General features: G+C 45.3%; 10 protein-coding genes. 7 read left to right on the forward strand and 3 right to left on the reverse strand.

What is annotated here, in order from left to right:
• Positions 1–141: 141 nt before the first annotated feature.
• The 3 genes from ade to KOE27_RS05475 all read right to left on the reverse strand — a co-directional run bounded on the left by ade (position 142) and on the right by KOE27_RS05475 (position 5278).
• Positions 142–1782, reverse strand: a complete 1641-nt coding sequence (ade, locus tag KOE27_RS05465; RefSeq protein WP_215237817.1) for an adenine deaminase — start codon at positions 1780–1782, stop codon at positions 142–144.
• A 53-nt stretch (positions 1783–1835) separates the two neighbouring features.
• Positions 1836–4211, reverse strand: a complete 2376-nt coding sequence (locus tag KOE27_RS05470; RefSeq protein WP_215237818.1) for a PDZ domain-containing protein — start codon at positions 4209–4211, stop codon at positions 1836–1838.
• A 203-nt stretch (positions 4212–4414) separates the two neighbouring features.
• Positions 4415–5278, reverse strand: coding sequence for an AraC family transcriptional regulator (locus KOE27_RS05475; RefSeq protein WP_215237819.1), 864 nt, complete (start codon positions 5276–5278; stop codon positions 4415–4417).
• A gap of 275 nt (positions 5279–5553) precedes the next feature.
• Here KOE27_RS05475 and KOE27_RS05480 point away from each other — a divergent pair, with 275 nt between their 5' ends.
• The 7 genes from KOE27_RS05480 (at position 5554) to KOE27_RS05510 (ending at position 12472) form a co-directional block, all read left to right on the forward strand.
• Positions 5554–7206, forward strand: a complete 1653-nt coding sequence (locus KOE27_RS05480; protein ID WP_215237820.1) for a UxaA family hydrolase — start codon at positions 5554–5556, stop codon at positions 7204–7206.
• A gap of 137 nt (positions 7207–7343) precedes the next feature.
• Positions 7344–8117, forward strand: coding sequence for an SDR family NAD(P)-dependent oxidoreductase (locus tag KOE27_RS05485; protein ID WP_215237821.1), 774 nt, complete (start codon positions 7344–7346; stop codon positions 8115–8117).
• 103 nt (positions 8118–8220) lie between these two features.
• Positions 8221–9081 carry a fumarylacetoacetate hydrolase family protein gene (locus KOE27_RS05490; protein ID WP_215237822.1) on the forward strand — a complete coding sequence of 287 codons (861 nt, stop codon included), beginning with the start codon at positions 8221–8223 and terminating at the stop codon, positions 9079–9081.
• Positions 9078–9905, forward strand: coding sequence for an amidohydrolase family protein (locus KOE27_RS05495; RefSeq protein WP_215238387.1), 828 nt, complete (start codon positions 9078–9080; stop codon positions 9903–9905). The genes KOE27_RS05490 and KOE27_RS05495 overlap by 4 nt, the downstream gene beginning before the upstream one ends.
• A gap of 37 nt (positions 9906–9942) precedes the next feature.
• Positions 9943–11187: an L-fucose:H+ symporter permease gene (fucP, locus tag KOE27_RS05500; protein ID WP_215237823.1), complete on the forward strand. Its 1245-nt coding sequence runs from the start codon at positions 9943–9945 to the stop codon at positions 11185–11187.
• A 39-nt stretch (positions 11188–11226) separates the two neighbouring features.
• Entirely contained in the window at positions 11227–11559 is a 333-nt protein-coding gene (locus KOE27_RS05505; protein ID WP_215237824.1) for an L-rhamnose mutarotase, read from the forward strand.
• 127 nt (positions 11560–11686) lie between these two features.
• Positions 11687–12472 (forward strand): endonuclease/exonuclease/phosphatase family protein, encoded by a 786-nt coding sequence (locus tag KOE27_RS05510; protein ID WP_229252654.1) that lies wholly within the window; start codon positions 11687–11689, stop codon positions 12470–12472.
• The last annotated feature ends 4 nt before the right edge of the window (positions 12473–12476 follow it).

Raw genomic sequence — 12476 nt, forward strand, 5'->3', positions numbered from 1 at the left:
TAGGAATTTAACTGGGGTTAGGAATGGTTAATAATAAAGGTCATTATTACACTTGTAAATATATTTATAAAAAAACAGATAAAAAAAATATTTTCAGGATAAAATTACATTTCTGAAAGTTTATGTTACAATTTCGAAGATTTATGTATATAGTTCCTGTGAAACAGGCACAAATTGAAACTTTTCGCCGTCAAATAGCCCTTTATCGCTTAATTTGAGGGAGGGAATGACCAGTAAGGCCATAAATGATAAAGACATATATGGTGACTTGAGTGTGGATTTTAAAGCGTCTTTGACAAAACGGTCCATCGCTGTGTACATGTCTGCCACCTGGTACCCGTCCGTATCGGTCATAAGTCCGGCAATAGGCAACGGCAGTACGTGAGCCAGTGAATCGTTAACGGCAGATATCCCTCCCTTGCACTCAATAATCAGATTAACGGCCTTGGCAATGCTGGCGTCATCGGAGCCGATTGAGATGATATTGTGGGAATCGTGACCCACTGAGGAAGCGATGGCACCCGCTTTCAGACCGAAATTTTTAATAAAAGCAACAGCTGGCTTCTCATGACGGTACCTGTTCACGACGGTTATTTTTAGTATATCTTTTTCGGGGGCCGTTTGCCACAGGCCATTTTCCTGGGATAGCGTAGCAAGTACTGCATTTGTTATGAGTTGGCCCTCAATGGTTTCAATGACCCTTACCTGGGAAGATCCTTTTTCTGCGGGGCATTCAAAATCTGCCGCAGTCTTTGGCAGGCAGTCAAACTGATTCACGTGCAGGCTTCTTAAATCGGGCAGAAGGGAAGCGCCGTTTGCTGCCACAAGTGCACCGTTTAACCAAGTCTGTAAAATGTTGAAATCGGTGAGATTGTCAATGGTAATAAAATCGGCTGGGTCGTTTACGCGTAAAAGCCCAACGGGTAGCCGGTAATGCAGAACGGGGTTGAGACATGCCGCATGTAAAACATTCCAAAGATCATAACCAAGGGCCAAAGCTCTTTTCACCAGCAAATTAATATGACCTTCTACGAGATTATCCGGATGTTTGTCGTCCGAACAGAACATGATCTGTTCGGGAAATTCTGCGAGTAAAGGTATGAGCGCGTCGAAATTCCGGGCTGCACTTCCTTCACGGATCAGGATTTTGACGCCGTAACTAATTTTTTCGCGAGCTTCGGCATAAGTAAAACATTCGTGGTCAGTGGTCATTCCGGCCTCCGCATAGGTTTTTGCCTGAGTACCTCTCAGGCCAGGCGCGTGGCCGTCAATGGGTTTTTGGTAATGTTTGGCCCAGTTAATTTTGGCAATCATCTCCGGGTCATTGTTTAGTACGGCAGGGAAATTCATTACTTCGGCCAGGTATCCTATTTCCGGCTTTTCCAGCAGTTGTCTGATATCTTCCGGATCAATAACCGCTCCTGCGGTTTCAAAAACCGTTGCGGGCACGCATGAAGGCGCTCCAAAGCAGAATTTGAACGGAACTCTTTTTCCGTCTTCAATCATATAATGTACCCCGTCCACTCCCAGTACGTTGGCAATTTCGTGCGGGTCGGACACTGTGGCAACGGTACCATGTACAACTGCCAGCCGGGCAAACTGTACAGGTGTTAGCATGGAGCTCTCAATGTGAACATGAGCATCCACGAATCCGGGCAGTACATACGGAAAGGCAGGGTTTTCCGGGCCAAGTATGTTCAGGCTGGAAATAAAACCGTTGTCAATGAAAATCTCAGCTTTTTGAATTGTTTTATCAAACAGGTTGACCAGATTGGCTATCATAATCAGGAAATAGTTGAATGCTCCAAATGTACTTTGAGAGTTTTTTATGAATGTTATTTCAAATCAATGTTTGTTTTAATGAGCTGCTGGTTGCGCATCACTTCAATGGCTGACTTTCCCGTCCAGTTTATTTCCTGATAGATATCAATCAGATCCGTTATACTATTTACCGGTTTGTTGTTCATCGTCCGGATCACGTCAGAAACTTTTAAAGCTGATTTTGATAAAATACTGGTCGCCGGGATATTTTCGATGATCACACCTTTTTCATCCGGTAAGCCATATGCAGACCGGTCTCCCAGGCCCTGGACGTTCCGTAACTTGGACCCCAGCCAGGATATTGCCGTTACGGCTTCCTTTTCCGATTCAATCATCGTAATGGGCAAGGGTACCTTGGCTGCCCTATTTTTCAGATCGCCAGACATGACACCGAACTGATCCATCGGGAAGTTTTTAAATCCGGTTTTTAAAGCCGGGCTTTCCGGTTTTACCCGAAAATCTCCGTTCGCCGGATCCATAAAAAGCGGATCGCCGTACATACTATGTTTGTCCGTACCATTTTTTCTGGCTGCTTCAATGGCCTTTTCGCTCGGGAAAAAATTATAATCCACTTCCTTGCCCCATGTAGTAATACCAATTGGATAGTATGGTTTCAGGACAATGTTTTTTCTGAAAACGTCTTCACTTTCCTTAAACCAGACGTGGGGGTGGAATGAGTTGTTAATAATGATATTGTTCTCAACTATCCGTTTGAAACCCTCGCGTAACTTTAAACCGCCATTCAGACATACATTGTTATAGATGTGGTAATTGCTGCTACCGTCGTCCAGGTCAATATCCCAGCCGTGGTCACAGCGGAACCGGTTGTTGCGGATGATTATCGTTTTTTGTGCATCCAGCAACACCAGTTCAGGGTGTTCCGAAGTGATCCGGTCCATTTTTTCACGGTCGGGATGCCAGTAACGGTCGCGTCCCCAGGAGTTAAAGGAGCCATGATCACCCGTTTCCAGAACGGTATTAAAAACCTCGTTGAATTCGATGATATGCCCGCCCCAGGTACCTTCACTTATGTTGATTCCCGACCGGGGTACATTATATATGGTATTGTGGCTTACCGTGATATCCATGGCCATAGATATCTCAACACCTGCTACTTGTTTTTCCACCTGGCCCAAGCCAAACATTAAATTGTCAGAGACGGTACATTCGGCGGGGTAATTGCTGGTTTTGGGACCCGGTGTTTTGTCTATCTTGTCAAGAGCTACAAACTGATTGTACTCAAAACTAGGGGAGCGTACTGCTCCCGGGTCTCCCACAAAACACACCCCGCTGGCACCTGCATGGGCTATGGTATTTCCCGAGACCTCATCTTTCCGGTTATAGTTGCTGAAGAAAACGGCATTTCCGCCCACCTGGTTAAAATAACATTTACGGATCGCACAGTTTTCGGTGCCTTCCAAAACGACGGCTCCGCCCCTGTAAATTGCCCAGTCGCTGCGCAAAAGAGGTTCTTTGGTTTCCATGAACGTTCTGCGTACATGAGCAAACTCAAAACCTTCCAGCGAAATATGCCGCACCGGTTTATCGCTGCTGCCGCGAAATTCGAAGAGATGTTTTAATTGTGGGGACAGAACCGATGCTTTTTCAAGATCGGTTTTGGCAGAAGGCCAGGCATACAATGTTTTTGTTTTTTTGTCAAAATACCATTCTCCGGCAGTATCCAGCTCTTCCCGGACATTTTCTATGAATCTGTATTTATCATGCATGCCCATCTGCCGATTATTCTGGAAACCGCCTTCCATTTCCAGCTTGCCCTGCGCGTCTTTTCCTTTGACTATGTAATGGTAGCCGCCCCACTCGTGTTTGTGAAGAGCATGGATATAAGCACCTTCCGGATTCTTCCATTGCTTCGTGTGTACCTCACTGAAAAGGTCTTCGGCATATCCCCCGAAATGACTGCTGGCTGGATGGTAGTTGGGGTACCTGGCCATGCGCTGCTGTTCATTGTTGATATAGAGCTGATCAAACTGTATGTCATTTGCGATCACCGCTTTTTTGATATCGCCCTCATAGGTTTCCCAGCGAAGGTTTAGGGCAGCACCACCACTTATTACGACTTTTTCGCCAGGATAGGGCTTGTATGTAACCGGCGCGCCTGCAGGCCGTGAGTCTTCTGCCGTAAAGATGACAGGCTTGTCAAGATAATAAATCCCTTCCCTCACCAGTATGGTTACAGGGCCTTTGATTTTTCTTGCTGCCAGTTGCGCTTTTGCAATCGTGGCAAATGGCCGGGTTTTTGAGCCAGGATTTTTATCATTTCCGGTTCGGGCGACATAAAGATCAATGCCATAACCATTCAGAGATAAAAAAAAGCTGATGAAAAAGAGAGCGATTGCTTTTGGAGAATTCAAATAATAGAAAGGATTCATGTATGAGGTATTATCCGTTTTAGTACAAAAGAAGAAGTAATAAAGTTAAAACTAACCTCTGTAAAATACCATGAATCTGGAGTAATTCAATTGGTGTATTATGGCATATTTTACAATAATTTTGGCGAAATAGGTGTGGAATAGAATGGAATCTGCCAAAATATCAACAGTTGCCCCAAGAATGGACGATGGTGACGCGAGTATTACCGGTAATTCTTCTGGTACTGAAGCGGACTCATGCCGGTATTGATTTTAAAGTACTTATTGAAATTGGCAAAATTATTGAACCCGCTTTCGTAGCAAATCTGGGCTACACTCAGTTTTTCTTCGATCAGCAGCTTGCAGGCGTGGCCGATCCTGAGTTCCAGAAGGAACTGGGAATAAGTTTTCCTGCTACGGCTTTTGAAATACCTGCAAAAGGAATGCGGGCTGATATTAGCCACGCCGGCAATTTCTTCGATACTTATTTTTTTGTGAAAATTGCTGAGCGAGTACTTATAAATCTCATTGATGCGGTCGGTATCGTAGGCGTCAAATTCCTGATGATAATAGGTATTGGACAGCATCTTTACTTCGGGGCATTGGGCAAGTGTTTCGAGAATCTCCAGCAAAAGGATGATAGAATTCCCGCTCGAATGGTCCAGCAGGCTTTGCATCAGCCTTTTCACTTTTTCACTCGTATCTCCTAAAAGCTTTATTCCCCATTGTGCTTTTTGAAAAAGATCTTTAATGGATTTATTCTCGGGAAGATTCAGGAAAGTTTTACCAAAAAGATCGGGCAGGAAGTGCAGTACCGTAGCCTGCGCATACAGGTCGCTTTCACCTTTGAAGTACTTTTCATCACAACGCCAGTAATGCGGCAGGTTTGGGCCGATCAGGAGCAGGTCGCCATTCTGGAAATTCTGAATATTGTCCCCAATGAACTGTGTGCCTGATCCCTGCTCAATATGCACAAGTTCCATTTCCGGATGGTAATGCCAGCGGTTATAGAAATAAAGTACCACGTCCCGCCTGATGCTGAACGACTGCTGAAGATCCTTGGGTACTTTTAATAGCTGAGGTTTCACGCTTATAATTACATTAATTTTGGCTATGTAATCTATTTTATGCCAATATAGTTTAAAAAATTGCTATTATTACAAAATATTGGATTCAAATATTTCTATTCATTTGTGTTATAATTCAAAAACGTAAAAAAGTATTTTTCATCAGGTAATTTATGTACCATTTTGCCTCTTACGCAGTATAATAGTAAACCGGCTTTTCTGCTTACTAAAATCTGCACAGATTCTGTTCCGGCAAATTGTTATACGGTTCTCTGAGATACTTTTTTTATTAAACTATGGCGTCTAATCTCTTAAAAATTCATCCATCCGACAATGTTATTGTCGCCCTTCGGGACTTGCCTAATCATGCTGTTGCTGAGTGGGATGGGCAGCAATACTCACTTCCTTACGGAGTATCAGCCAAGCATAAATTCGTGACCGAAGATATAGATACGGGCGGTGCTATCATTATGTATGGTGTGCTGGTAGGGCGTGCAAAACAGCCGATTAAAAAAGGTGAGCCTATCACAACCTTTAATCTTGCGCATGACTCACAGGATTACAGTACTGCCAACCGGCAACCATATACCTATGTTCAGCCAGATGTCACCAAATGGCAGGATCGTACTTTCAGAGGGTATCACCGGGAAGACGGGCGTGTGGGTACCTACAATTACTGGCTGGTGGTTCCGCTGGTTTTCTGTGAAAACCGTAACGTGCTCATCATGAAGGATGCTTTTGAGCGGGAGCTAGGTTATGCTCAAACCGATATTTACCGCGAGCATGTGAGGGAATTCCTTCATTTGTATCAGGCGGGTGATATGCGCAAGGTTAAAAGCCTGGAAGTTTTCACTGAACAGCCGGCCGTTAAAAAAATCACGGACCGTCCTTTCCAGAATGTTGATGGGGTGAAGTTTTTGACGCACGAAGGCGGATGTGGCGGCACCCGGCAGGATGCTAATACTTTGTGCGCTCTTTTTGCGGCATATGCCGTTAACCCGAATGTTGCCGGTATTACAGTATTGAGCCTTGGCTGCCAGAACTCGGAACTTAAAACACTGGAAGATGAGATCAAAAAACGTGATCCGCATTTTAACAAGCCGTTTTTCGCGTTTGAACATCAGAAAGGTACAGAGTATTCCCTCATGTCAGGAGCCATAAAGGAAACGTTTATGGGGCTCACAAAAATCAATGAATTTGAACGAGCGGACGCACCGCTTTCAAAATTGTCGGTTGGTCTGAAATGCGGCGGTTCAGATGGTTTTTCCGGGATATCAGCCAATCCGGTTCTGGGGCATTTGTCAGATATCGTGGTGGGCTTGGGCGGACAAACGCTTCTGGCTGAGTTTCCTGAATTAAACGGTGTGGAGCAGGAATTGCTCAACCGGTGTGTGACGGAAGAAAAAGCGGCGAAATTTGAAAAGCTCATGCGCGATTATGCCGGTAAGGCAGAGGCCGTAGGTTCAGCTTTTGCATTTAATCCATCGCCTGGTAATATTAAAGACGGGCTCATTACCGATGCCATAAAATCTGCCGGTGCGGCACGCAAGGGAGGAAATGCCTACATATCTGACGTACTTAATTATACAGAACGGGCAACGGTACCGGGTCTGCAGCTGGTATGTACGCCGGGTAATGACGTAGAAGCAACAACCGGACAAACGGCTGCGGGTGCCAATGTGATTCTCTTTACAACCGGCCTGGGTACTCCTACGGGTAATCCAATTTGCCCGGTTGCCAAGGTAGCTACCAACAGCGCACTGGCGAACCGGATGCCCGATGTGATTGACTTTGACTGTGGTCCGGTGGTGGATGGTACCCAGTCTATCGAAGAAAACGCAGAACATCTGCTGGAATATGTCATCAAGGTGGCAAGCGGCGAACTGACCAAAGCACAGCAACTTGGCCAGAACGATTTTATTCCATGGAAAAGGGGAGTGTCTCTTTAAACGACCGGCTGGAATAAACATATAATAAAAGGAAAGGGTATGCCGGATAAATTGAGTAAAGAACTCTAAGGATACCCTTTTCTGCATATACCGGGTGAGGTGTTTTAACTGATTATATTATTGATAAAAATAAATTCATGTTTGATTTAAATGGTAAAGTTGCCCTTGTAACCGGCGGGGCCAGCGGTATCGGGTTGGCAATCAGTAAGACATTTGCCAGACAGGGTGCCCAAGTGCATATCCTGGAACTGAATGCAGAGCTTGCACAGCAGGTAGCTGAAGAAATTTCTAAAGAGGGCGGAAAAGCACAGGCACATTCCGTAGATATTTCCAAACAAGCTGATGTAGTGAAAGTTATTGATGCTATTGCAGCAGAACAGCAGATCAACATACTTGTCAATAATGCAGGAATAGCACACATCGGGAAAGCGGATACTACTTCCGAGTCTGATTTTGACCGGATCTATAATGTCAATATCAAAGGTGTTTACAACTGTCTTTTCGCTACCATTCCTCATCTTAAAGCCAATGGAGGCGGGGTTATTCTCAACATGGCATCCATTGCCGCAACGGTAGGTATTCCCGACAGGTTTGCATATTCTACCGCAAAGGGTGCGGTGTACTCTATGACTTTATCCGTTGCGCGGGATTACCTGGGTGAGAACATCCGTTGCAACAGTATTTCTCCGGCCCGGGTGCATACACCTTTCGTAGATGGCTTTATCAGCAAAACCTATCCAGGCAAAGAAGCTGAAATGTTTGAAAAACTATCAAAAACCCAGCCTATAGGGCGTATGGCCAAACCTGAGGAGATTGGTGCGCTGGCATTATACCTCTGTTCAGACGAAGCAGGATTTATTACCGGCTGTGATTATCTGATCGACGGTGGTTTTGAGAAACTCAATAATTAAAAAAATGGCAGGCGGATCGTAAATGCCTGACGTAGATATTAAACCTGAATTACAATTAATAGCTGAGGGCAGCAGGCCGACAGCTTAACTAAACCATTTCATAATGAAACTTTTTCGCTTTGGTGCTTTTGAACAGGAAAAACCTGCAGTGGAGCTTCCTGATGGAACACAGATTGATGTATCTGCTTTCGGAGAAGATTATAATGAGAAATTTTTCGGAACCGATGGCGTAAACCGTCTCAGAACCTGGCTGGAAACCAATGCTGAGTCGGCTCCCCGAATTGAAAAGGGTTTTCGATATGGCTCTTGTATTGCCCGCCCGTCCAAGATCGTCTGCATCGGAATGAATTATGCCAAACATGCTTACGAATCCGGCGCTACGGAACTTCCCAAAGAGCCGATCATTTTTTTTAAGGCAACATCCGCATTGTGCGGCCCATTTGACCAGGTGATTATTCCCCGTAATTCTGAAAAGACAGACTGGGAGGTAGAGCTCGCGGTGATCATCGGTAAAAAGGCAAGTTATGTAGACGAGGCTAACGCGCTGGACTATGTTGCCGGATATGCCGTTCACAATGATTATTCGGAACGTGCTTTTCAGCTGGAGCGCGGCGGACAATGGGTGAAAGGAAAGAGCAATGATACTTTCGCTCCGCTCGGACCCTATTTTGTTCCTGCTTCGGAGATCAAAAATGCGAATAATCTGGACCTTTGGTTATCATTAAACGGTACCAAAATCCAGGATAGCAATACTTCGGATATGATTTTTCAAATACCGTTTCTGGTTAGTTATCTCAGCCAGTTCATGAGCCTGCTGCCGGGAGATATGATCACCACAGGTACACCGGCTGGTGTAGGACTTGGGATGAAACCGCAGGTATATCTGAAAGCTGGTGATGTGGTAGAGCTTGGAATAGAAGGCCTTGGGGTGCAAAAACAGGAAGCCATAGCTTGGAAGGCATGACGATTGATGCGCATCAGCACTTCTGGATTTTTGACCCTGTGAGGGATTCGTGGATTACACCTGAAATGGCTGTGATCCAAAGGAATTTTCTTCCGGAGGATTTAGAGCCGTTTTTGAGGCAAAACGGGGTGGATGGTTGTGTGGCGGTTCAGGCAGATCAGTCGGATGCGGAAACGGAATTTTTACTGCACCTGGCAGAGGCCAATGATTTCGTCAAAGGTGTTGTGGGCTGGATTGATCTGTGTGATAGCAACCTTTACAATCGGCTGGAGGCATATTCCAGTTTCGAAAAACTGAAAGGTTTCAGGCATGTTGTACAGACCGAGGCAGACGGCTTCCTGCTCCAGCCGGATTTCATAAAAGGTGTCGGCACGTTAATCGCTTTTGATTTTACCTATGACATACTGATCTATCCGCATCAGCTGAAAGAAGCGTATGACTTTGCCAAACAATTGCCGAAAGTTCGTTTTGTACTGGATCATATTGCTAAGCCTTACATTAAAAAAGGTGAAGTGGAGCCCTGGGCTACCGACATAGGAAGACTGGCAGAATTACCTAATGTCTGCTGTAAAGTGTCGGGCATGGTAACCGAGGCGGATTGGAAACAATGGGAGGGCGCAGATTTCAGACCTTACCTGGATACGGTCTTCGAAGCCTTTGGTACGGATCGGATAATGTTTGGATCCGACTGGCCGGTATGCCTGGTAGCCTCGGATTATGGCCGTATGAAAAGTATAGCCGACGAATATCTCAGCGCCTTTTCTCCAGAAGAAAGGCAAAAAGTAATGGGTGATAATGCCACCCGCTTTTATAATCTTGACTGATTTAAACAATAACCTAACCTGAAAACAACTATATCGAATGGCACAACTTCAATCTACTGGTAATGTAACTGTGAAAGATGGCTCCGGCTCTGGCCAGAAATATCTTATTCCCCTGGCGCTGGTCACGAGCTTATTTTTCCTCTGGGGATTTGCAATCAGTATGTTGGATGTGCTCAATAAACATTTTCAGGAAGTACTTGGTCTGAGTATTTCGGAGTCGGCCTGGGTGCAGGTGTGTACCTATGGTGCTTATTTTTTCATGGCTTTGCCCGCTGGTTATTTCATGAAAAAATACGGTTATAAAAAGGGGATAATTGCCGGGTTGTTACTGTACGCCATCGGGGCATTTTTGGTATATCCGGCAGGAGAGGCGCAGTCCTGGCCGTTTTTTCTGGTGGCCTTGTTTGTGCTGGCCTGCGGCCTGGCCTTTCTTGAGACAGCTGCAAACCCTTACACCACTGTCCTTGGCTCACCAGAAACCTCAGAGCAGCGCCTTAATATGGCACAGTCTTTTAATGGGTTGGGTGTAATTATCGGACCGCTGGTTGGAGGTTTGTTCGTTTTTGCCAATAAATCCGAAAGTATAGAGGCCGGTTTCGATTCGGTTCAGCTGCCCTACATGATCGTGGGCGCAGTGGTGCTTTTGGTAACTGTTCTTTTTTTCCTGACACCGATGCCAGAAGTACAGGAAGAAACGTTGGTGGAGGATACTTCCGGGCATGTTGGCAAAAGTCTTTTTCAACACACCCATTTTACCCTTGGTGCATTTTCTCAGCTATTGAACGTTGGGGCGCAAAGCTGTACCTGGGGATTTTTTATAAACTACGCTACTGAAAGTATTAATATTTCCAACCAGGAAGCCTCCATTTTGCTTTCGAGCGGGATGGTGGTTTTTATGGTGGGCCGGTTTGCAGGTACCTTTTTTATGCGCTTCGTGAAAGCCAGTACCTTGCTGGGTATTTACGGAGCGGCCATTGTGGTACTGTTGCTGATCGTAACTTTTAACTTACTTGGACAAGCGTCCATATATGCCTTTGTTGCTTTCTTTTTCTTTCAAAGTATCACTTTCCCTACCATTTTTGCGCTTGGGGTAAAAGATATGGGGAAATTTACAAAACAGGCATCGTCCTATATTATCATGGGGATTGTGGGAGGAGCATTGTTTCCACCGGTAATGGGTGCCATAGCCGATGCCACCAGTACTGCCTTTTCGTTTATCCTGCCCGTTGTGTTGTTTGCATTCATTTCCTGGTATGGATTCAAAGGTTCACAGATACGCTAATAAGATTGTTATTCAATTAATCCGGTTGATTGGAAAATTATGAAAAGATATTGTCTGGCCGTAGATCTTGTTGATGATCCTGTTATGATTGCCGAATATGAGGCATACCACAAAAAGATAAGGCCGGAAATCGAAAAGAGTATCCTGGATGCCGGTGTTACCCAAATGGAGATTTTCCGTACGGGCAACCGGTTGTTCATGATCATGGTAACCGAGGACGATTTCAGTTTTGAAGTAAAAGCCAAAATGGATCTGGAAAATCCGAAAGTGCAGGAATGGGAGAAGCTCATGTGGGGATACCAACAGGCGCTTCCGACAGCAAAAAAAGGGGAGAAGTGGGTTTTGATGGATCAGATTTTTGCTTTGGTATAAAACCCCGGAGCGCATCAGGCTGGTAAAAGAATAATTCGCAACGTTGAAATCTTCCTGGAAAATTACTTAAAAGCCGGGAGCTGTTGTATGCCCTCTGGCCGGAATTGTAACCCTTGCGGCTTTTATTTTGAAGAAATTTGTACCCTATCTGTTTTTGTGCTTTTTGAGTGTGGTATTGATTGCCTCACAGCCACCCCGCCGGGGTGCTGAGATCAAGGTCATGAGTTTCAATGTCCGTCATGGGGAAGGTATGGATGAGAAGTCTAACTTGATGGGTATCCTGAGGATAATCAGAGAACAAAAGCCTGATATTGTCACGTTACAGGCGGTAGATAGTTTGGTATCCGATAGTAAAACGCAATTTCAGTTACGGCAACTGGCCGTACAAACCGGGATGCATTATTTGTATGGCGTTGCGGAGGAGTCCGAAAACGGTTCGCAGGGCGTAGGTATTTTGTCCAGATGGCCTTTTGAAAATTCACAGGTGATCAAATTACCCTCCACTCCAGGAGCTGACCCGAAAATATTGCTGTGTGGGCTGATCAGCCATTCGAGGTACCTGACATTTCGTATCTGTAATTCGAGGCTTGAATATGCCTCCGTGATTGACAGGGCGTTACAGGCTGCCTATATCAACAGAATGCTCGAGGAAAGCATACAGCCGGTTATGCTGGGGATGGATATGGGAGCGAGGCCAAATGAGCAGCCTTATTTTTCTTTCAGGAAAAAATGGCAGGACGCAGGGCAAGGCTCTCAGTTAGGTACCTGGGCTGAGGGGCTCCCGGGCGACAGGCTGGATTATATTTTTGTATTACTCAACAACAAGGTGCGTGTTAAAAACTATAGGGTAGTCAGAGGTTACCCACAGGTTTCGGATCACTTTCCCATCGTTGCCACCATTGAATTCTGGTAATCAC

Source organism: Dyadobacter sp. CECT 9275, from assembly GCF_907164905.1.
Classification (GTDB): Bacteria; Bacteroidota; Bacteroidia; order Cytophagales; family Spirosomataceae; genus Dyadobacter; species Dyadobacter helix.

Excerpts from the sequence above, each read along its gene's own strand:
- ade (WP_215237817.1), bottom strand. The coding sequence starts at position 1,782 with ATGATAGCCAATCTGGTCAACCTGTTTGATAAAACAATTCAAAAAGCT.
- KOE27_RS05470 (WP_215237818.1), bottom strand. The coding sequence starts at position 4,211 with ATGAATCCTTTCTATTATTTGAATTCTCCAAAAGCAATCGCTCTCTTT.
- KOE27_RS05480 (WP_215237820.1), top strand. The coding sequence starts at position 5,554 with ATGGCGTCTAATCTCTTAAAAATTCATCCATCCGACAATGTTATTGTC.
- KOE27_RS05485 (WP_215237821.1), top strand. The coding sequence starts at position 7,344 with ATGTTTGATTTAAATGGTAAAGTTGCCCTTGTAACCGGCGGGGCCAGC.
- KOE27_RS05490 (WP_215237822.1), top strand. The coding sequence starts at position 8,221 with ATGAAACTTTTTCGCTTTGGTGCTTTTGAACAGGAAAAACCTGCAGTG.
- KOE27_RS05495 (WP_215238387.1), top strand. The coding sequence starts at position 9,078 with ATGACGATTGATGCGCATCAGCACTTCTGGATTTTTGACCCTGTGAGG.
- fucP (WP_215237823.1), top strand. The coding sequence starts at position 9,943 with ATGGCACAACTTCAATCTACTGGTAATGTAACTGTGAAAGATGGCTCC.
- KOE27_RS05505 (WP_215237824.1), top strand. The coding sequence starts at position 11,227 with ATGAAAAGATATTGTCTGGCCGTAGATCTTGTTGATGATCCTGTTATG.